Source organism: Agriterribacter humi (assembly GCF_009192765.1).
Lineage (GTDB): Bacteria > Bacteroidota > Bacteroidia > Chitinophagales > Chitinophagaceae > Agriterribacter > Agriterribacter humi.
Genome location: NZ_VOHQ01000005.1, coordinates 119,546 through 141,478, shown reverse-complemented (window position 1 = coordinate 141,478; position 21,933 = coordinate 119,546). Strand labels below are relative to the sequence as shown.

Genomic DNA, 21,933 nt, shown 5'->3' with positions numbered 1-21,933 from the left:
TCACATTTAAAAGCTGTATTCCCTCATATCCGGCATGTATGCTTTACCCCTTAGCTATTAAATATTTATCTTTGCCACGGCAATCATAATCTTACCATATTTTAGATGAGTGATAAAGATATATTAAGGGCTGCTTTCAACCAGTACCGTACCTGTGTCATCATACCTACTTATAACAATGATATTACGCTCCCTGCAGTAATTGCAGATGTTGCGGAATATACCCACAATATTATCGTGGTAAACGATGGCTCTACCGATGATACGGCTTTAATTTTAGCATCTTTACCGCATATTGACATTGTCAGTTATCCAAAAAATAAAGGTAAGGGATGGGCATTACGGAAAGGCTTTGAAAAAGCAGTTGAATCGGGCTATGCACATGCCATAACGATTGATTCGGATGGCCAGCATTTTGCCAAAGACCTGCCGGTATTCATGGATAAATTAGAATTAACGAAAGACGCAATAATAATAGGCGCCCGCAATATGGATCAGTCTTCCGTTCCGGGAAAAAGCAGCTTTGGCTATAAGTTCTCTAATTTTTGGTTTAAAATAGAGACGGGCATTAATACACCCGATACACAATCGGGTTACAGGCTTTATCCTGTAGCTTTAATGAAAGACATAATTTTCTTTACCCGCAAATATGAATTTGAAATTGAAGTGCTGGTGAGGGTTGCCTGGAAAGGAATTAAAATTGAGTCTGTTCCGGTTTCCGTATACTATGCTCCGAAAGAAAAGAGGATATCACATTTCAGGCCATTCAAAGATTTTTTCAGGATCAGCCTGTTGAATACATTACTGGTACTGATTGCATTTTTATACATCAAGCCACGAAATTTTTTCCTGTCTCTTTTTCAAAAAAGAAACTGGGGAGCATTTTTCAGGGAACAGGTGTTTAATGTAAATGAACCTCATCATATAAAAGCCTTTTCTGTTGCACTGGGTATATGCATGGGTATAATGCCTGTATGGGGCTTTCAGTTGGTTACCGCCATATTTTTATCCATTGTGTTAAAGCTAAATAAGGCGCTGGTTATAATAGCAGCCAATATCAGCATACCGCCATTAATACCACTGATCATTTTTTTTAGCTACAAAACCGGTGCGGTATGGATGAAAACCGGAGGCGGAAGTTTGACTTTGACCAGCGACCTGACATTCGACTCTGTAAAAAACAATTTTCAGCAATACCTGTACGGCAGCATAACACTGGCAATTGTTTTGGGTATATTGTGCGGACTGCTGACATGGGCACTGCTTGCATTTTTCAGAAAAAAAACGAGTACGGCAGTTTAATGCAACAATTATATGGAGAAGATTTTTGCCGGTATATATGGTTATTTTCAAAAACGTAAATGGCAACTGTACCTGCTCTTCTTTGTTTGCTTAATTGGGTCGGCCCTCTTTGCAATTCAACTGAAGTTTGAAGAGGACATTTCTAAAATACTTCCCAAAGATGATAAGGTTGAAAAACTAAACCATGTTTTCCAGCATTCCAAATTCATGGATAAACTGGTGGTAATGGTTTCCTTAAAAGATACTGCCATAGCCGAGCCGGACAGCCTGGTTGCTTTTGCGGATGATTTTGTAACACAGGTACAGCAAAAGCTCCCATCCTATATAAGCAGGATAAGCTATAAAGTAGATGATGAAGTAACGATGGCTATGTTCGATGTAATCAATGAACACCTTCCCGTTTATCTTACAGAACAGGATTATCTTACTATAGACAGTCTTATTACTCCGGATGTCATTAGCCAAACGCTTCAACGGAATATTCAAACCCTGACATCCCCTGCGGGCATCGCTTTTAAAAATATGATCAGCAACGATCCCGTGGGTATTTCCTTTATTGCGCTCAAAAAGCTACAACAACTCCAGTATGATGAGAATTTTGAATTGTATGACAACGCGGTAATAACCAAAGATCATAAAAATCTGCTGCTCTTTATTACACCGGTATACTCCCCGAATAATACAGGGAAAAATGCATTTTTTTTAAAAGGACTGGATAGCGTGATGGCTTCGCAGGCAACAGCTTTCCCCCGTATTGACGCCTCTTATTTTGGCGCTACAGCAGTTTCGGCCGGTAACGCCGCCCAATTGGAAAAGGATACTTTATTTACGCAAACAGCTACCGTTATTTTTTTGATTGTCTTTATCGGGCTTTACTTTAAGCGGGTAACTGCACCCATACTCATAATGATCCCTGTTGTTTTTGGAGCCCTGTTTGCTTTAATGGCTGTATATTTTATAAGGGGAAGTATTTCAGTAATTGCTATTGGTACGGGTTCAGTAATTTTAGGCATTGCCGTAAACTATTCGCTGCATGTTTTTAATCATTACCGTCATACCGGCAATATCCGGAAGGTAATAAGCGACCTGGCTTTTCCGCTTACGCTGGGCGGCATTACCACAATAGGCGGTTTTTTTTGTTTGAACTTTGCAGCATCAGATATGTTGAAGGATCTGGGTCTTTTTGCAGGGTTTAGCCTTATTGGCGCTTCTCTTTGCTCCCTGGTTTTTTTACCTCATTTCCTTCCTTCACAAAAAAAGCATCAACTGAATGCCGCAGCAAAACATTCCTGGATTGACAGGATAGCTTCCCTGCGCCCCGATCATAACAAATACATTTTAATTGGTATTGCAGCGTTAACTGCTGTTTTTGTATATACTTCCGGACGGGTAGGCTTTGAAACAGAGCTGAACAATATGAACTTTATGCCGGAACATTTAAAGAAGGCAGAAGCTAAACTGAACAGGATAAATGAAACCGCCCTGCAGTCGGTTTATCTTGTTGCTGAAGGAAAAACACTCAACGATGCATTGGTGCTTAATGAAGAGCTGACAAAAAAGATAGCGCAGTTTAGAGAAAAGGATATTATTACCAAATACTCCGGGGTATCCTCATTGCTTATTTCCGATACCCTGCAAAAACAAAGGATCACCCGCTGGAATAATTACTGGACGCCCCAAAAAAAGCAACAACTATTGTTGGTATTGAAACAGCAGGGAGCCGCATTAGGATATAGTACCACAGCTTTTAACCGTTTTGCATTGTTGCTTGACAAGTCTTTTGACGACACAGACGAAACTACTGTAGCCACTATTCGAAAAACCTTCCTGGATGATTATATTACCGAAGAACCCGGTAAGAGTACTGTTGTAACCTTGTTGAAAGTGCCCGCACAAAACAAGGCGGCTGTATATGATGCATTTGAAAATAAGCCCGGCGCTACCATATTAGACAAGCAATACCTCACAGGTAAATTTGTGGAACTCATCAATGCTGATTTTACCACTATAGCGCTCATTACCTCCTTGCTGGTATTTTTTGTTTTGCTGGTAACGTATGGAAGAATAGAGCTGGCGCTGATGGCTTTTTTGCCAATGCTGGTGAGCTGGATATGGATCCTTGGCATAATGGGTATAGCGGGTATTAAATTTAATATTATTAACATTATTGTATCTACGCTCATTTTTGGTTTGGGTGATGATTACAGTATTTTCATAATGGATGGTTTGTTGCAGGAATATAAAACCGGTAAAAAAAACCTTTCTTCCTTTAAATCATCCATCCTGCTTTCGGCCATTACCACTACCGTAGGACTTGGTGTGCTCATCTTTGCCCAACATCCCGCCCTGCGGTCCATTGCCATGATTTCCGTTATTGGTATACTATGCGTAGTGCTGGTGGCGCAGGTATGCATTCCTTTTTTATTTTCCGTGCTGATCAGGAACAGAACACAGAAGAAACTGTTTCCCTGGACTTTTTTTGGCTTTTGCAAATCTATGTTTGCTCATGTGTGGTTTATTGGCGGCAGCATTATTTTGGCTATACTGGGCTTTCTGCTGGTAAAATGCAACCCTTTTAATAAAGAAAAAGGTAAATATTTTTTCCATGTGGCTATTGCCCGGTTTTCAGGGTCGCTCATTTATATAATGGGTAATGTTAAGAAAACGATCATTAATCCGTTGGGCGAGGATTTTTCAAAGCCTGCTGTGATCATCTGCAATCATCAGTCGGGGTTAGATAATTTTATATTGATGATGCAATATCCAAAGCTGATATTGCTCACCAACGACAGGGTAAGGCATGCGCCTGTTTCGGGCGCGGTGGTTCGCATGGCGGATTATTATTCGGCCTCGGCAGGAGCGGAGAACAGCATTGAACAAATGCGGGAAAAAGTGAACAAGGGCTATTCGATTGTAGTATTTCCCGAAGGTACCCGTTCGCCGGATGGGAAAATGAAAAGATTTCACAGGGGCGCTTTTTACCTCGCGGAGCAACTGCACTTAGATATATTGCCCGTGGTTATTCACGGTACCGGGTACACGATGACCAAAAAAGATATGCTGGTAAAAGATGGAAAAATAACGGTTCGGTTTTTACCGCGTATACACCCCTTGGATAAAAGCTATGGTGATGGTTACAGTGAGAGGGCAAAACAAATCGGGAAGTATTTCAGAACTGAATATGAAAAATTAAGAGCATCGGAAGAAGTTCCCTCCTGGTTCAGGGAACAACTGATTTATAATTATATTTATAAAGGACCGGTGCTTGAATGGTATATGCGCGTTAAGGTGAGACTGGAAAAGGATTACCTGCAGTTTCATCAGTTGCTGCCTTTGCAGGGCAATTTGCTCGACATTGGCTGTGGCTACGGCTTTATGTCGTATATGCTTTATTTTGCTGCAAGGGATAGAAATATTACCGGTATTGATTATGATGAAGAAAAAACGGTTGTAGCCGGTCATTGTTTCAGTAAGGATGAACAGATCAATTTTAAACATGCAGATGTACTGAACTTTGCATTCAAAAAATACGATGGTATTATACTTGCCGATATGTTGCATTATCTCACCCCCGGGCAGCAAAAACAGATCATCGGTAAGTGCATGGAAAGCCTGAATGAAGGCGGAACACTTATTATACGTGACGGTGATAAGGACCTGGAGGAGAAGCATAAAGGTACTAAGCTGACAGAGTTTTTTTCCACAAGGCTTTTTGGATTCAATAAAACTACCGGTTCGGGCTTATCCTTTTTGTCGGGCCGTTTGATCAGTGATATGGCAGCGGCACATCATATGGAATGCCGCAAGATTGATGAAACGAAGTATACATCTAATGTTATTTTTGTAATTCAAAACCGCAAAGGCATACAATGAACAGGTATGATATAGTGATAATTGGAAGTGGTATTGGCGGGTTGGTATGCGGAGGTATACTCAGCAAAGAAGGATACCGTGTTTGCATACTCGAAAAAAATAAGCAAACAGGCGGAAGTCTTCAGACCTTTGCACGCGAAAAAGTAATTTTCGATTCGGGCGTACATTATATTGGCGGATTAGATAAAGGACAAAACCTTTACCAGATATTCAAATACCTGGGTTTGATGGATAAGCTGAAATTGCAAAAGATGGATGAGGACGCCTTTGATAAGATCATCATCGGCAATGATCAGAAAGTATACCGGCAGGCCCAGGGATATGAAAATTTTATAAAAAACCTGGTTGTGGATTTTCCGGATGAAGAAACAGCTATCCGCAATTATTGCTGTAAAATAAAAGAAACCTGCAGCAAATTTCCCCTATATAATTTGAGAACAAACGGGTTGTATGAAGAAAAGGCGGATGTATTGACCTTGGATACCCATTCCGTTATTACCTCTTTAACCGGTAATACAACATTGCAGGCTGTGCTTGCAGGCAATAATGCGCTGTACGTGGGCATACCAGATGAAACTCCTTTTTATGTGCATGCGCTTATTATAAACAGTTATATTGAAAGCGCATGGAAATGCATTGACGGCGGATCGCAGATAGGAAAGGTTCTGACCAAAACGATCAGGGATGCCGGCGGTGAAGTTATCAGGCATTGCGAGGTAAAAAAAATAGTAACCGAAGATGATGTGGTTGTATATGCGGAATCGGCTGATGGCAGCCGGTACTATGCAAACCAGTTTATTTCTAATGTTCATCCGGCAAAAACAATGGAAATGACGGATGCGGCGGTTATAAAAAACATCTATCGCAAGCGCATACGTAACCTTCCCCATACCATTTCTTCTTTTTTACTGCATATTGTATTAAAGAAAAACTGTTTCAGGTATGCCAGGCATAATTATTATTATCACAAAGAAGGACAGATATGGAACCTTGCTGATTATACAGAAGACAATTGGCCTTTGGGCTACGCGCTTTTTCTTCCTCCTTCATCCAAAACAGGAGAATATGCAGAGGCGATGACCATTTTTACTTATATGCGTTATGAGGAAGTAGCACCCTGGCATGATACTTTCAATACGGTTTCAGCCGAAAATAAACGCGGCACAGCGTATGATACCTTTAAAAAGTATAAGGCTGAAATATTGTTGGATTGCGTGGAAGAAAAGTTTCCGGGACTGCGGAATTGTATACAATCATACACTACTTCCACACCGCTGTCCTACAGGGATTATATTGGTAATTATGACGGATCTTTATATGGCGTGGCAAAAGATTATAAAGATCCTTTAAAAACATTTGTATCACCCAGAACCAAGATCAGAAACCTTTATCTTACCGGGCAAAATATTAATATCCACGGTGTGCTGGGTTCTTCCATAAGCGCCCTGCTTACCTGTGTTTCACTATTGGGTAACGAAAACGTAGTTGAAAAAATAAAAAATGCGTAGCATCATAAAAATAGGGAAATGGTTATTATACAGTATTGGCGTATTGGGGCTGATATTGCTATGTGGTTTTGCATATGTGGTATACGTAAGCAAAACAGATCCGCCTGTTGTTGCAGATAGGAGCAGTGTGAAATGGCAGCGGGAAGATCATGGCAATGGCTTTTATACGCTTGGAAACAACTGGCTAAAGAAGAGCAGATCAGGATTATTTGAATTGTATGTAGAAGGAGATTCTTTTGAAAGGGGAGTGGTAAATGGTAAGCTTTCCAAAGAATTGCTGGTATCACAGGAAGATTATTTCAGTGCGCAGATCAGCAAAATGATCCCTTCCACCTTTTACCTGCATTTTTTAAAATATGTGATCGGCTGGTTCAACCGCGACCTGGATAAGAATATTACCGATGAGTATAAACAGGAAATATACGGCATATCCGAATCCGCTTCAGATGGATATGGATATATAGGTACCAACTATCAGCGTATACTCAATTATCATGCAGCACACGATATTGGTCATGCGTTGCAGAACATGGCATTGGTGGGATGTACTTCTTTCGGTACCTGGAATGCAGCCTCGGAAGACAGCACCATGATCATTGGCCGGAATTTTGATTTTTATGTGGGTGATGATTTTGCCAAAAACAAGATCATCCTTTTTGAAAATCCTTCGCAGGGTTATAAGTTCATGAGCGTTACATGGGGCGGCTTTATAGGCGTGGTATCGGGCATGAACGAAAAAGGACTTACCGTAACCATAAACGCCGCCAAAAGCAGTATACCCTCCGGTTCAGCTACGCCGGTTTCACTGGTGGCAAGGGAAATATTGCAGTATGCTGCTACGATTGATGAAGCCATTGCTATAGCGCATCAACGAACGATGTTTGTATCCGAATCGTTTTTGGTGGGATCAGCGGCAGACAATAAGGCCGTGATCATTGAAAAAACACCCGATACCTTAGATGTGTATGATCCAAAGTCGGATCATATTCTTTGCGCCAATCATTTCCAGAGTAAAGCATTGGCAGGGTCTGAACCCAATATTGAACAAATGAATGAAAGCGCATCGGCTTATCGTTATAAAAGACTGCAGGAACTTTTACAGGAGAAAGGGAAAAACACTGTGCAAAATACAGTTAGCATATTAAGAGACAGGAAGGGGTTGCATGATGCCAATATTGGTATAGGAAATGAAAAAGCGCTGAACCAGCTAATAGCCCATCACGCCATTGTATTTGAGCCAAAAAAATTATTGGTATGGGTGTCCACGGCTCCCTGGCAGTTGGGTGAGTTTGTAGCCTACGATCTTAATAAGGTTTTTGCGTTGCATGGACTGCCGGAAAACCGGGAAATATATGACCCTGAGCTTACGGTTGCTGCCGATACCTTTTTATTGAGCCGGCAATATAAAAATTTTGAAAAATATAGGGAATATAAGCATCGGGTAGCCGAAGGAAAAGATATAAATACAGATAGCTTAGTAGAAAGCAACCCGCAATTTTATCATGCGTATGTGCTTGCGGGTGATTATTGTTTTAAACGTGAACAATTTGATCGTGCTTTAAAATATTACGGGCTGGCATTAACGAAAGAGATCGCTACAAAGCAGGAAGAAGCCTATATCCGGCGACAGATAACCGATATTCAAAAGAAACTTCAATAAAATGATTGCGGGTATTGGAACAGATATTGTTGAAACAGGCAGAATGGCAAAAGCCATTGAAAAAGAACAGGGCTTCAGGGAACTGGTATTTTCAAAAAATGAAATAGCCTATTGCGAATCAAAAACGAATAAATACCAGCATTACGCAGCGCGGTTTGCAGCCAAGGAAGCTTTTTTTAAAGCGATCGGCACCGGGTGGAAAAATGGAACGGCTTTTAATGAAGTTGAAATTGTTAACAATGAAAATGGTAAGCCGGAACTAAAATTGCTTGGAGAAACTGCCGTTACAATTGGCCTTATGAAGATACATGTTTCCTTATCGCATGTTAAAAGAATAGCAACGGCAGTGGTGCTGGTAGAGCAATAAAGAGGAGTGCCGTAATCCTTTAAGAATATTGTTAGCGTTATATCGCTTTTCTCCATAATATTTACTATTCCCCGATAAATTAAAAATCCGCATTTAAATCCATATGGATTTGCTTTTCGTATGTGTATTAAAGCATTTTAAAACTTTAATTCAGAAATTATGAAAAGTACAATCCAGTCAGCATTTCAGAGCGACCAGTTTTCCGAAGGCATGCAACGGCGTAATTTTCTCAAATATATAGGAGGAACTGTTTCCGTAATGGCTGTAGCCGCAGCATGTAAAAAAGACAATAATAATAATAATAATAACGGAAACAACAAAGGCATACCACTTGGCAGCGATGACATAGGGATATTGAATTATGCTTATGCACTGGAGCAATTGGAAGCTGCTTTTTACGTGCAGGTAATAAGTACGCTATACAGCGGCATTACCGCAACTGAGCAGTCGTATCTTACCGATATCCGCGATCATGAAATTGCTCATCGTGAATTTTTTAAATCGGCTTTGGGTGCAAAAGCTATTCCTGCCCTGGAAGTAGATTTCAGTTCCATAGACTTTGGAAGCAGGGACAGTGTACTCGGAACGGCCAAAGCTTTTGAAGACCTCGGTGTATCGGCCTATAACGGGGCGGGCCACCTGATAAAAGATGGCAACTATCTGTTGCTTGCCGGTAAAATCGTTTCGGTTGAAGCCAGGCATGCGGCAACCATCAGGGATATGATCAGCAACGGTTCATTTGCCGACAACACAGTTATTGATGGTAACGGGCTGGACAAATCACGTTTGCCCGGAGAAGTATTGACTATTGCATCCACTTACCTTAAATCAAAAATTGATGCAAGCGGATTGCCAACAAGTTAATCAGCATTTATTATTCACTTAAAAACTTACTAATATGAACTTATATAATATTATTTCTGAAATTGAAAAAGCCGATCCCGAAGTATACAACAGGTTAGATTCAAGAAGAAAAGTGATAAGCGGCTTTACTAAAATGAGTGGAAAAATTGCCTTAGCTACGGTTCCTCTCGCCTTTGGCTCCATGTTTCAAAAAGCATACGGACAAACCACCGCAAGTGTTACAGATGTACTTCAGTTCGCTTTAACACTCGAATATCTTGAAGCTGAGTTTTACACTAAAGCAGTAGCAGCTCCGGGACTTTTGCCTGCTGGCGCTGCCACCGGGGCCATCACTACCATCAGGGATCATGAGGTGGCCCATGTGGAATTTCTTAAAACAGCTATAATGGCAATGGGCGCTACACCTGTATCCAAACCTGAGTTTGATTTTTCAGGAGCAAAGGGCGATGGCAACGGACCTTTTAAAGACGCCTTCTCTAATTATGACTTGTTCCTTGCGGTAGCGCAAACCTTTGAAGACACGGGAGTGAGAGCGTATAAGGGCCAGGCGGGAAATTTAATTTCCAATAACGATGTACTTACGGCAGCGCTGAATATACATTCCGTAGAAGCCAGGCATGCAGCTCATATCCGTAGTATGCGCCGGGCAACCACGCAAAACAATGATCTGAAGCCGTGGATAACAGGAAAGGATAGTGGCGGAATTGGGGCTGCTGTGCAGGCAAGTTATGACGGGGAAGAAATAACCACACAGGCAGGTGTTAATATCGTAAATATTAATGGTCAGAATATTAGCATGGAAGCCGCTTCGGAAAGCTTTGATGAACCCCTTTCCATGGAACAGATATTGGCCATTGTTGATCCGTTTTTGCCTAAATAAAAATAGTAAGTTTTTATGTGATGTAAGGTATCATCAGGTCTTAGCAATATATCTTCCTATAGTTTCAACCCTGTTAACCTTTTAAACTCTACTCAATTGTTGCAGCCGGTTCCGGCATTTATTTGCGCATCGACATACTTTTTTACCTGTTAAATGCAGATGATATTCATTTATATTACGCGTGCCTGAAAATAATGCATATTAAAAAGGAAAGGACTAATTTAGCAGGATTAATGCCAGTTACCGGAAATTATAAAGAAGCAGATCTTGTGCTGTTGCTGAAACAGCGCGACCGCTCTGCTTTTGATTACCTGTACGAACAATACTCAGGCGCATTATACGCGGTAATACTCAATATTATTACGGACAGAGAAACAGCCAGTGATATTTTGCAGGACGTATTTGTAAAGATATGGAGGCAGGCAGATCAGTATGATCCGGCGAAAGGCAGGCTTTTTACCTGGATGCTTAACATAGCGCGGAATGCATCAATAGATTTTACACGGGGAAAGCAATTTAAAAACAGCCGTAAGCATCTTGACATCTCTGATACTATGGGTCATTTGCCGGAAAATATTCCATTTGATACCGACAGGATAGGAATTGCGGGTATTGTAAAACGCTTACCTGGTGAGTATGGAAAATTAATAACACTGGCTTATTTTAGAGGATATACGCATGAGGAAATATCAAAGGAGGAAAACATCCCTTTGGGAACGGTTAAAACAAGGATCAGAAAAGCACTAATTGTACTAAAACAACTTTTATAATAATAGTATAGCTAAAAGTGGATATTAAAGCATACATAGAAAGTGGAATAATTGAAAGTTACGTCATGCGGCTTACTTCTCCGGAAGAAACTGCTGATGTTGTGTCTATGATGTCTGCCTATCCCGAAATTGCCAAAGCGGTAAATGACTTTGAGATCAGTCTTGAGCAGCATTTAACAGCCAATGCAGTTGTACCATCGCCTGATGTAAAGCAGGCGATATGGAATGAGCTTAATCCTGATTTTTTGCCGGTAATTAAGGAAGACCCGGCTATTACCGGAACTGCAGTAAGACGGCCCGCTACCTGGAAATATCTGGCAGCCGCCAGCCTGGTGCTTTTATTGATCAGCGCTGTGCTGAACATTTATTACTACAACAAATATGCTGATGCGCGGCGTGAGTACAACGGGCTGCTTGCCGAACGTAGTTCACTTTTTGCGAACCTTGATGCTGCTCAAACAAAACTGAATGTGTTGGACAGTAGTATGCAGATGATGAAAGATACGGCCATGCAGATTATTGCCATGACAGGCAAAAACAGCAAAGCTACCGTATACTGGAATTCGCGTACAAAAGATGTATACGTATTGCAGAATGAAATGGCCAAAGTGCCGCAGGGAAAACAGTACCAGTTGTGGGCAATTGTAGACGGCAAGCCCGTTGATGCAGGCATGGTTGGGGACTGCGGCGATGTGCTTTGTAAAATGAAGAATATACCCAGGGCTGAGGCATTTGCTATTACACTTGAAAATGCCGGGGGCAGCGCTGTGCCTACAATGTCTCAATTATATGTGATCGGAAAAGTATAGCACTTTTAAGTTTAGGTATATGATAATCTTAGCTCTTTTCAACCAATGTAATTTGCGCCTTCCTGCATCACAATCTATACCGGTACTCATCCTATTCAATTACTTTAAAAGAGGGATCACGGACCCTATGAATCCGAAATGCGGGTAAAAAGAATAATTAAAACATACAATTGAAATCTGTTTAGTAATTTCCTGCCATGAAAAAACTGGAGACGCATTATGATGTGGTGATCATAGGCGCCGGCATAGGCGGACTAACTGCGGCAGCTTTATTAAGCAAGGCCGGACTTTCGGTTTGTGTGCTGGAAAAAGAGCCGCATGTGGGAGGATACTTAGCCGGTTTCAGGAGAAAGGATTTTATTTTTGATACCGCTATTCACTGGCTCAATCAATATGGGCCGGAGGGAATGGTAACCAAACTTTTTGATGTGCTGGGTAATGATCATCCAAAAGCCATTACCCTGGAGCGCACCCGGCGATATAAGGGCAGTGGTTATGATTACCTGCTCACCAATAATCCTGACGAATTAAAAGATCAGTTGAGTGCAGAATTCCCAAATGAAAAAGAAGGAATTGAACGTTTTTTTTTAAAAGCCAAAAAAATAGGGAACTCACTTAATAATCTGAACCAGATATTCAGATCGGAAGAAACCATGTCTTTTTCAGAAAAGCTGCAAAACAAGTTAAAGGTGCTTAAGGTGATCCTGCCTTTTATTCCTTTTATTTCATACAGTGGGGAAAAGGGTTTAAAGAAGGGATTAAAACGTTTCTTTAAAAATGAAAAATTGCACAGCATTTTTGCATCTGAAACCGAATTAATTGGTTGTATGGTTCCTATAGGCTGGTCGTATGCCAACGATTTCCAGTGTCCGCCAAAAGGAGGGGGGCAGGTAATACCACAATGGCTGCAGCATGTAGTGGAATTTTATAATAATGTGGTGTGCACGCAATGCAGTGTTAAAGAAATCGTGGTGAACGGAAATGTTTGTACCGGTGTAAAATTTATGCATAAGGGGCAGTTGCATCAGCTCAGCAGTAAGTATGTAATTGCCGCCTGTGATATTGAAACCCTGTATGAAAAGATGTTACCGGCTGATGCTGTTCCTGTAAAGCTGAAAAGTAAACTGCAGCATGCTGAATTGTATACTTCATCTGTAACCATTTCTATTGCCCTTGATTGCACCGCGGAGGAATTGGGCTTTGGTGAAGAGATGATACATGTTGCGGACGAGAGACAGTCGTACGACAGTCATCATACCGGCGATCCTGCTACAACCGAAATTAGTATACTGGCGCCCTCTGTGAGAGATAAGACGATGGTGCCGGAAGGACATGGCTCACTCACTTTATTTATGCCGGCGCTAATGGACTATAGTAATAACTGGCATACTACACTGGATGATAAGGGTAGTTATATCAGGGGGGAAGCTTACAAAACATTGAAGAAAGAAACCGCTGAAATTATCATCGGAAGGGTAGAAGCGCTGGTAGCTCCGGGGCTGCGATCGCGTATATTATTTTATGAAGTGGCAACACCGGTTACGCATCATCGTTATACGGGCAATAAGAATGGCACGATGATGGGAGCAAAACCCGGACGAAAGAACATGCAAAGCAAAATAGCCCATTACCAAACGCCGGTAAAAAATCTGTTGCTGGGTGGCCATTGGGCCGAACTGGGCGGAGGCGTGCCTATTGCTGCGAAAGCAGGAACCAATGCCAGTTTATTGATTTTAAAAAAAGAGAACAGGCCTGCGTTCACAGCGTTATGCCGCTACATTGACGGTAAAATAACCCTGCAGGAATTATTGGCCAATGCCTGTTTCAAACCTTATGATAATTCATGGGTTCAGCCGCTTACACCGGCTCAGAAACGTGCTGCACGTGAGGCTTCGGCTGCTTATCCTGTTCCTCCCGTTGTTGAAGAAGATGAGGCCGCGGAATGACCTGGGACGAGAAAGGAGAGAGGAGAGAGGAGAAAGGAGAAAGGGCAATACCACATATTACAATTTAACTCAACTCTGTGTCAGGCCGGGATTTATTTCACGATCACGGGAAGCACCAGTCCCTGCCCGACAATGGTGATCAGCACCACTATTGTTGCAATAAAAATAATGGATTTCCTCTCCACGGCGTGTAGAGGGACGGTACTACAGTTCAATTCCAGGATTTTGATTCTTCCACATTTATCCGCGGTCTGACGCTCCTTCGTTGCTTACCGACCGCTTATTTCCACACTTCCACCCGCCTATTCAGTCGGGCAGGCATTTTCATATTTGTATTATTCTGTTCTCAGGCTTTTCACGGGGCTGGCTATTGCTGCTTTGATGGACTGGTAACTTATTGTGACCAATGCAATAATTGCTGCAATGAGCGTTGCCGAAGCAAATACCCACCAGTTAATGCTGATCCTGTATGCAAATCCGCGCAGCCAGTAATTCAGGAACCACCATGCAACCGGGAATATGACCAATGCGCCAAGGAAAATGGATCTCAAAAATTGCCGGGATAACATATTCACTATTTGTTTTACACTGGCTCCCAGCACTTTTCTTATCCCTATTTCTTTTGAACGCTGTTCTGCCATATAGGAGGCCAAGCCAAAAATACCAAGACAGGCAATTCCTATTCCCAATAAAGCAAAGGAACTGAATAATGCCGCAAGCCTTTTTTCGGAAGTGTATAATTTTTCCAGCGATTCATCTACAAATGAAATTTCAAATGATTTCTCAGGAAAAGTTTTTTTCCATTCGTTTTTAATGGTTTCAATTGCCGCATGCATATTTCCCGGATTGATGCGAATAAAAGTATAGCCGCTTGTCATGTTGCCTTCTGCCCTTAATGCTAAAGGAGCTACTTTATGATGGAGGCTAAGCCCGTTGAAATCTTTTACTATGCCAATTACGGTGCCCTGTAATGCGGGATAACTGAGCCGCGTTCCCACTACAGGTAGTTGTAACCCCAATACTTTAACAGCGGTTTCATTTAAAATGAGCGACCTGTCGCTTAACGCTTTTCGAAAAGCTTCCCCGGTTAATTTTTTATTTCCCGACGGTTCTAATGTGTCCAAAGGATGCTTTTCAGAAAAGTCCCTTCCTGCAATGAGCTCAATACCCATGCTTTTTATAAAATGAACATCTGTAAACATCATGTCTACCGAAATCTTTTTAGATGAATCCGCCTGGTCGTCCCAGCTTCCGCTGCCTCCATAACCTATACCGGGGCTCCATGAAGAAATGGATATATTTTTAATAGCAGGATTTTGCTGCAGCCTGTTTTTAAATATTTCTACATTTTTGCCATACCTGTTAAAGGCGATCATCAGTAATTGTTCCTTATCGAAGCCCAGTTTTTTATGCTGAATGAAGCGGAGTTGCTGAAAAATGGTAATGGTAACAATGATGAAGAAGATGGAAACCCCAAATTGAAACACCACTAATGCTTTCCTTAATATTACATTAAATGCGTTTCTGCTCATTATCCCTTTTATAATGAATGCAGGCGCTTGTTTTGATAAGTAAAATGCAGGATAAAGCCCTGCTATCACTCCAAAAAATAATATTCCTCCCAAAAAAACAAGGAGCGAAGCGGTATCAAATGCTGTAAAAACATCCGGGTTAATGTGTAATATTCCCGCAATGAAAGCAGAAAAAATAATTGTTAATACAATTGAGGCGATGGTTGCTAAAAGGAAAAACAGGATTGTTTCCGAAAGGAATTGTATGATAATCCCTTTTCTTTGGGCGCCCAGTACTTTTCTGATACCTGTTTCTTTTGCACGGTGCAGCGAACGGGCAGTTGAGAGATTGATGTAATTGATGCCTGCAAGAAACAATAGCAGCAGTGCTGCCAGTCCGAAAATGTAGATATACCGGATATCGGAGTTTACAGATAATTCACCACTGAAATTGGAGTGCAGGTGGATAGCTGTTACCGGTTGCAAAACAAGTTGTATATCTTTAGGAAAAGCATATTTTTCATAAACAGACTTAAACTTTTTTTGCAGCGCCCCTGCTTCAACGTTATCTCCTAATAATACATATTGGTATATACCGGAATAGGCTTTCCAGTTGAGCGGCTTTAAGGCCCAGGGATAGCTTAAATTAACAATAGCCTCTGCTTCAAAATGAGTATTAGCCGGGATGTCTTTTACAATAGCAGTTACGGTAAATGGTTCATTTTGGGTATTCATTAATACCTGGTTCAAAGGGTTGGTGTTGCCAAATATTTTTTTAGCAGCAGATTCGGTAAGAACAATCGAATTTTTTTCCGATAACGCCTGCTGTGGGTTACCTGCAATAAAGGTGAAAGGAAATATGGTGAAATAATTATTGCCGGCATCAAGCGTGCCGACTTTTATATTTCCGTTTTTCCCTATAAATTCCTGTTTTCCCTGGTTTATCTGCACGAACTCCTTCACTTCGGGGAACTCCTTTTTAAGCATTTCTGCCAGGCCGGTTGGCAATTGCAGTTTATTGGCATCCTCCTTTAACCGGGTATTTTCAGTATAAAGCCTGTAAACATTACCGGATGTGGGTAAATATTTGTCGTAAGACAACTCGTACCGTATATACAGCGATATAAATATTACAGCCGTGAGGCTAACGGTTAACCCAAGAAGATTTATGGCGGAGAAGACTTTTTGGGTTTTCAGGTTTCTAAGAATGATTTTAAAATAGTTTCTTAACATAATTGTATGATTTGAGCTGTCAGTAGTTAGCTTTCCGTCAGCAACTTGTCCGCCGTGGCGAATCAGCTTTCAGCAATTTAAACATTTTACATAATCCCGTATTCGCGGTCTGACGCTCCTTCGTTGTGTGGCGGCCGCTCATTTTCAATTTTCAAATCATCTCATTTTCAAATTAACTTCACTCCGTTTTCAAACGCTCTTTGAGAGCCGTAGCTATTCGGTGCGAAGGCTCTTCACCGGGTTATCCATAGCAGCTTTATAGGTGCGGGCTACAATGATCAGTATCGTAACTGCGCCAATAAAAACAAGAGATGCCATAAATGGTATGCCGGTTATGGCTACCCGATAAACGTATGCATTCAGCCAACTGTTCATTAATATATAGGCAAGCGGGCAAACCACCAAACCGGCTATTAACACGATTGACAGAAATTCTTTTACAAACAAGGCAATAATGGCCGAAACCGAAGATCCCAGTATTTTCCGGATACCGATTTCCTTTATCCTTTTTTGTACGCTTAAAGATATTAGGCCCAGCACGCCAAGCAATACAATAACAAGCGCCAGCAGAGCAGCGGTATAAGACGCCTGCTGTAATTGTATTTCTGTTGTATATAATTTTTTGATGGTATCATCCATAAATGTAAAGTCGAATGCAGTGCCTGGCAAAAGCACAGACCATTTTTGCTGCAAAGCCGCTATGGATTCACGTACATTGCCAGCCCGCAGTTTGAAAGACAGGAATCTGAAAATAGTATTGGTTTTAACATGCACGAATGTAACCGGCGGAATCGCTTTTTGCAATGAGCCGGTATTGAAATCCTTTGTAACACCTGCTATTGCAGCTTTGTAACCATTAAATCCCAGGAAAACTACTCCTTTACCAATGGCATCTTGTGGATCGTTCCAGCCCAAGGCCTTAGCCTGCTTTTCATTGATAACGATTTTAGTTGCATCCACCAGCCCGCCTTCCTTTCCAAAAAATTCTCCGGCGGCCATCGGGATATTAAAAGTGGACCTGTAATATTCATCTGTGGTGAATTGTTGTGAAGAAACAGCATGGGCAGAATCGGAACCGATCCTGTACAGTGTAACCTGCCCGGCATTGTTATCGTCCGGCACTTCATAAGACAGTGCGGCATTACTAACCTGCGGCATTGCTGCAAACTGGCTGCGGATTGTTTCCATTTTATCAACTCCGGGCCGTGACCAGTCGCGTGGCAACTGGGCAGACACGATATAGTCTTTATTGTATCCTAAGTCTTTTGTAAAAAAAAGCTGCATTTGTTCCGTAATAATATAAGCGCAAATAAAAACAAGCGCTGCCGTGCCAAACTGGAAACCGATCAATAACTTTCTCAACAAAACATTGTCTTTTACTGCTCCCAGCTTGCCCTTAAGGGATTCAACCGCTTTAAGAGAAGATAAAACAAAAGAAGGGTAGATGCCTGCCAGGAACCCGATCAATACAATTAATATAGCCGGAATAAAAATGAAGTATAATGGAAAGGCATTTAAAGAAGGAATTTCTTTGCCCAGTATATTGCTGAACAGGTTACAGGTTGCTATATATAAAAAGACTGCTACTATTGTAGAAAAGAGAACAGTGATTACCGACTCCACCAGGAACTGAACAATCAATTGCCTCCTTACGCCACCCAATACTTTACGAATGCCAATCTCTCTCATCCTCGCCGCTGATTTGCTCACCGATAGATTTATAAAATTTACAATGGCCATCAGCAGTATAAAGAATGCTATGCCGGATAAGGCAAACAGGGTTTTTTTGATCAACCCGTTATTGGCATCTAAGTAATATTGGTTTAAAGGAACAATATAGGGAGTAAGGTTTTCCGCAACTCCCGGTGGCGCATTTTGTTTTAACAAATGCTGCATCGGCTTTTCCAGTTCAATCGGTGAAACACCTTTCTGAAGCTCAATATAACCTACAATATAAAAATTAGGCCAGTCCATATTTCGGCCAAAATAACTGATGTTATTGGCCGATATATAGAATTGGTTATTGTTATTATCGTTGAGCATCGTTACAGAATTTTTTGCAGGGCTCTTTAATACAGCACTTATCATGAAATCATGCTTCGCTCCTGAAAAATTTTCTATAGACAGTGTTTCTCCTGTCACATCTGTTTTGCCAAAATATTTGATCGCTTTTTCCGCGGTGATAACCACTGAAAAAGGATCATCAAAAGCTGTTTTCGTATTGCCATGCAGCACACTGAATCCATACATGCTTAACATCGTGCTGTCGCCAACCTGCAGCCCTTCCCTAAAAACCTTATCTCCCTTAGATACATTCGATGTAATGCCATCCCAGCGGTAGTAGTTGGCCACAAGGTGGGGGTACGTTTCCCTTAGCGCCTTAGCCAGTGGGCCAACCGTGGTAAGTTCAAGTCCCTGGTTGGGATTTTTCCATTTGCTTTGCAGTATATACTGCCGGTTAAGGTTCTTTAATGCACTGTTCACATTCAGTTCACTCCATACATATGCGCCAATAAGCAATGTAAAAGCAATGCCCACCGATAATCCTGAAATATTTACCAGGGCATGAAAACGGCTTTTTGTAATATTCCGCCAGGCGATTTTAATATAATTTTTTAGCATGAAGTTTTATTTATGATATCTGATCCGCCACGGCGGACAAGTTTATTGATTGCTGATTTTCAGCTGACTGTTCAGGCGGGGATGAGCCACAGTTTGGTTTAAAAAATTTCTGATTTGATGATCTGTGATGTCTGATTTTATTTTTAAATCAAACATCAGACATCCTATTCCGTTCTCAAACTCTTTACAGGGTTTGCCACAGCCGCTTTGATGCTTTGATAGCCCACTGTTAACAACGCCACGCCAATGGTGAGCAAACCGGCAAGTGCAAATATCCACCATATTATATCAATTTTATAGGCAAAGCCCTGCAGCCACCTGTTCATCGCGTACCATGCTATGGGAGAGGCGATGAGTATGGCGACCAAAACCAGTTTTATAAAATAAGAGGATAACAGCGCAATAATATTGGGAACGGATGCGCCCAGCACCTTGCGTACGCCAATTTCTTTGGTACGTTGTTCGGCAGTGAACATTGCTAAACCCAATAAACCCAGGCAGGAAATAAAAACAGCCAGGAAGGCAAAGTAATTGGATAGTTTGCTGACAACCTGCTCGCTTTTATACAATTTCATATATTCAAGATCGGAGAACTGGTAGGTAAAAGGAAATTTTGGATTTAATGATTTACCTATTTTTTCCAGTCCGGTAATGGTTGCTTTGGTTTTGCCTGCCCCGGCACGAACCAGTATGGTGCCCCAGCCCCAGTTTTCGTCCAATCGTAAGATCAGGGGTTCGATGGACTGGTGTATGGAATTGAAATGAAAATCTTTAAGTACGCCAATGATCTTACCTGGACGGTTGCCCCATGACACAGGCTGACCAACAGGGTCCTTGTATCCCATTTTTGCCGCGGCTGTTTCATTCAGCAGAAAACTTGCGGAATCTGTTCCAAAGTCCCTGGAAAAATCACGCCCATCTTTTAACTCTAATTTCATTGTTTTTACAAAATCATAACCCACTACGCCATCGGAAAATGACACGGTAAGATTGGGGTCTTTGCCCGGCCACCCGATGCTGCTGGTATGGTGTTCAATTACGGTTGGTGAATTTCTCATTTTTGAAATGCTGAGGATGCCCGGTATTTTGCCTGCTTCTTCTTTAAACTGTGCATAGTTTTTAACCAGGTCGCCTTCTATAGGAATATATACCAGGTTTTCCCGGTCATAACCGAGGTTTATTGTCTGAACATAATTCATCTGCTTATAAATTACAATCATACCTACAATAAATACAATAGAGAGGGCAAACTGGAAAACCACCAGCGCCTTACGGAAAAATATTGCGCTCCAGCTAAATGTCAAACTACCTTTTAGCACCTTTACAGGTTTAAGCGAGGAGAGAAAAAATGCAGGATAGCTACCCGCTACCAGGCCTGTAACCAATAGCAATCCCGCTAAAGATGTCCAGAAAAAGGGTTTAGTAATGGGTACGTATAATTGTTTGCCGGTAAGCGTATTAAAGGCCGGCAGCAGCAGCGCTACCAAAATAACGGCAATTAAAACTGAAATACATGTCAGTAACATTGCTTCTCCTGTAAACTGACCGATCAAAGCATACCTTGAGGCGCCAATAACTTTTCGAACACCCACCTCCTTAGATCGTTTGGCAGAACGGGCAGTTGCCAGGTTCATAAAATTGATGCAGGCAATTAACAAAATAAAAGCAGCTACAAGCGTAAACAGGCGCACATATTCTATGCGTCCACCATCAATTTTGCCGTTTTTAAAAGAAGAATGAAGGTATTTTTCAGGGTAAGACTGCAAATCCAGCTCCACTACAAAACCTTTTTCTTTTTGCCTGTAATTGTAAACGAAATCTTTGATCCTGGCTTTTACTTTCAGGGGATCAGCACCGGCGCTTAGTTGCACATAGGTGGAAGGACTTGTGTTTCCCCAATTGTTTACCCAGGCATTCTCTTTTACAAAAGCTTTCCAGCTTCTCAAAAAATCGAATTGCATTGAAGAATTGGAAGGTGTATTTTCAAACACAGCAGTTACCTGCAATTCATCTTTGTTTTCGTAACGGATGGCTTGGCCAATAGCTTTTTCCGGGCTTCCAAAAAACAGTTCGGCCATTTTTCGCGAAATAGCAATGCCTTCGGGCGTATTCAAAGCTGATTCCGGTTTTCCTTCCAGTAAAGGAAAGCTGAACATGCTGAAGAAATCAGCGCCTGCAAAAAATCCACTCATTTTATTGATCCTTGTTTCCACTTCAAAAGTACTGAGCGCGCCCGGTGCTGCTGCATATTCCAACCCGCTGGCATATTGTATTTCAGGAATTACTCTTTTAAGCTCATCCGCAAGCAGTCCCTGCGTTGAATAGCCGGCTTCCACTTTACCATCGTAGTGCTGTCGCTCATATACCTGGTACAAACGACTGCTATTGGCATGAAAGCCATCAATGCTCCGCTCATCCTGTACCCAAAGCATGATCAGCAGGCTGCAGGTTATCCCCAGCGCCAGTCCTGAAATATTAATGGCCGAGAATGCTTTGTTGTGAACCATGTTCCGCCAGGCAGTTTTGAAATAATTTTTGAACATAAAGTGTTATTTATGATGTCTGATTTATTGATTGTTGATTTTCAC

General features: G+C 41.6%; 13 protein-coding genes. 10 read left to right on the top strand and 3 right to left on the bottom strand.

The genetic code is table 11. From position 1 onward, the window contains the following. Positions 1-105: 105 nt before the first annotated feature. The 10 genes from FRX45_RS10730 to FRX45_RS10685 all read left to right on the top strand — a co-directional run bounded on the left by FRX45_RS10730 (position 106) and on the right by FRX45_RS10685 (position 13,979). Positions 106-1,302, top strand: coding sequence for a DUF2062 domain-containing protein (locus FRX45_RS10730; RefSeq protein WP_152268424.1), 1,197 nt, complete (start codon positions 106-108; stop codon positions 1,300-1,302). A gap of 12 nt (positions 1,303-1,314) precedes the next feature. Next, positions 1,315-5,175 carry a trifunctional MMPL family transporter/lysophospholipid acyltransferase/class I SAM-dependent methyltransferase gene (locus FRX45_RS10725; protein ID WP_152268423.1) on the top strand — a complete coding sequence of 1,287 codons (3,861 nt, stop codon included), beginning with the start codon at positions 1,315-1,317 and terminating at the stop codon, positions 5,173-5,175. Continuing rightward, positions 5,172-6,683 (top strand): phytoene desaturase family protein, encoded by a 1,512-nt coding sequence (locus FRX45_RS10720; RefSeq protein WP_152268422.1) that lies wholly within the window; start codon positions 5,172-5,174, stop codon positions 6,681-6,683. Before FRX45_RS10725 ends, FRX45_RS10720 begins: the two co-directional genes overlap by 4 nt. Next, positions 6,676-8,343 (top strand): C45 family autoproteolytic acyltransferase/hydolase, encoded by a 1,668-nt coding sequence (locus FRX45_RS10715; protein ID WP_226805237.1) that lies wholly within the window; start codon positions 6,676-6,678, stop codon positions 8,341-8,343. The genes FRX45_RS10720 and FRX45_RS10715 overlap by 8 nt, the downstream gene beginning before the upstream one ends. Position 8,344: 1 nt before the next feature. Then, a complete protein-coding gene (gene acpS / locus FRX45_RS10710) occupies positions 8,345-8,710 on the top strand; it encodes a holo-ACP synthase (RefSeq protein WP_152268421.1) in 366 nt (121 codons plus the stop codon). Positions 8,711-8,869: 159 nt separating this feature from the next. Continuing rightward, positions 8,870-9,574, top strand: coding sequence for a ferritin-like domain-containing protein (locus FRX45_RS10705; RefSeq protein ID WP_152268420.1), 705 nt, complete (start codon positions 8,870-8,872; stop codon positions 9,572-9,574). A gap of 34 nt (positions 9,575-9,608) precedes the next feature. Further along, positions 9,609-10,454 carry a ferritin-like domain-containing protein gene (locus FRX45_RS10700; protein WP_152268419.1) on the top strand — a complete coding sequence of 282 codons (846 nt, stop codon included), beginning with the start codon at positions 9,609-9,611 and terminating at the stop codon, positions 10,452-10,454. A gap of 233 nt (positions 10,455-10,687) precedes the next feature. Further along, complete coding sequence (locus tag FRX45_RS10695; RefSeq protein ID WP_152268418.1) at positions 10,688-11,224, top strand: RNA polymerase sigma factor; 537 nt, start codon at positions 10,688-10,690, stop codon at positions 11,222-11,224. Between the two features lie 65 nt (positions 11,225-11,289). Then, positions 11,290-12,033, top strand: a complete 744-nt coding sequence (locus FRX45_RS10690; protein ID WP_152268417.1) for an anti-sigma factor — start codon at positions 11,290-11,292, stop codon at positions 12,031-12,033. A 197-nt stretch (positions 12,034-12,230) separates the two neighbouring features. Then, positions 12,231-13,979, top strand: a complete 1,749-nt coding sequence (locus FRX45_RS10685) for a phytoene desaturase family protein (protein WP_152268416.1) — start codon at positions 12,231-12,233, stop codon at positions 13,977-13,979. 335 nt (positions 13,980-14,314) lie between these two features. On the opposite strand, the gene FRX45_RS10680 is transcribed toward FRX45_RS10685, so the two are convergent. The 3 genes from FRX45_RS10680 to FRX45_RS10670 all read right to left on the bottom strand — a co-directional run bounded on the left by FRX45_RS10680 (position 14,315) and on the right by FRX45_RS10670 (position 21,888). After that, on the bottom strand, positions 14,315-16,723 hold the full coding sequence (locus FRX45_RS10680; RefSeq protein WP_152268415.1) for an ABC transporter permease: 2,409 nt from the start codon (positions 16,721-16,723) through the stop codon (positions 14,315-14,317). 213 nt (positions 16,724-16,936) lie between these two features. Continuing rightward, positions 16,937-19,345, bottom strand: coding sequence for an ABC transporter permease (locus FRX45_RS10675; RefSeq protein ID WP_152268414.1), 2,409 nt, complete (start codon positions 19,343-19,345; stop codon positions 16,937-16,939). A 164-nt stretch (positions 19,346-19,509) separates the two neighbouring features. Beyond that, positions 19,510-21,888 (bottom strand): ABC transporter permease, encoded by a 2,379-nt coding sequence (locus FRX45_RS10670; protein WP_152268413.1) that lies wholly within the window; start codon positions 21,886-21,888, stop codon positions 19,510-19,512. Positions 21,889-21,933: the final 45 nt, after the last annotated feature.

Excerpts from the sequence above, each read along its gene's own strand:
- FRX45_RS10730 (WP_152268424.1), top strand. The coding sequence starts at position 106 with ATGAGTGATAAAGATATATTAAGGGCTGCTTTCAACCAGTACCGTACC.
- FRX45_RS10725 (WP_152268423.1), top strand. The coding sequence starts at position 1,315 with ATGGAGAAGATTTTTGCCGGTATATATGGTTATTTTCAAAAACGTAAA.
- FRX45_RS10720 (WP_152268422.1), top strand. The coding sequence starts at position 5,172 with ATGAACAGGTATGATATAGTGATAATTGGAAGTGGTATTGGCGGGTTG.
- FRX45_RS10715 (WP_226805237.1), top strand. The coding sequence starts at position 6,676 with ATGCGTAGCATCATAAAAATAGGGAAATGGTTATTATACAGTATTGGC.
- acpS (WP_152268421.1), top strand. The coding sequence starts at position 8,345 with ATGATTGCGGGTATTGGAACAGATATTGTTGAAACAGGCAGAATGGCA.
- FRX45_RS10705 (WP_152268420.1), top strand. The coding sequence starts at position 8,870 with ATGAAAAGTACAATCCAGTCAGCATTTCAGAGCGACCAGTTTTCCGAA.
- FRX45_RS10700 (WP_152268419.1), top strand. The coding sequence starts at position 9,609 with ATGAACTTATATAATATTATTTCTGAAATTGAAAAAGCCGATCCCGAA.
- FRX45_RS10695 (WP_152268418.1), top strand. The coding sequence starts at position 10,688 with ATGCCAGTTACCGGAAATTATAAAGAAGCAGATCTTGTGCTGTTGCTG.
- FRX45_RS10690 (WP_152268417.1), top strand. The coding sequence starts at position 11,290 with ATGCGGCTTACTTCTCCGGAAGAAACTGCTGATGTTGTGTCTATGATG.
- FRX45_RS10685 (WP_152268416.1), top strand. The coding sequence starts at position 12,231 with ATGAAAAAACTGGAGACGCATTATGATGTGGTGATCATAGGCGCCGGC.
- FRX45_RS10680 (WP_152268415.1), bottom strand. The coding sequence starts at position 16,723 with ATGTTAAGAAACTATTTTAAAATCATTCTTAGAAACCTGAAAACCCAA.
- FRX45_RS10675 (WP_152268414.1), bottom strand. The coding sequence starts at position 19,345 with ATGCTAAAAAATTATATTAAAATCGCCTGGCGGAATATTACAAAAAGC.
- FRX45_RS10670 (WP_152268413.1), bottom strand. The coding sequence starts at position 21,888 with ATGTTCAAAAATTATTTCAAAACTGCCTGGCGGAACATGGTTCACAAC.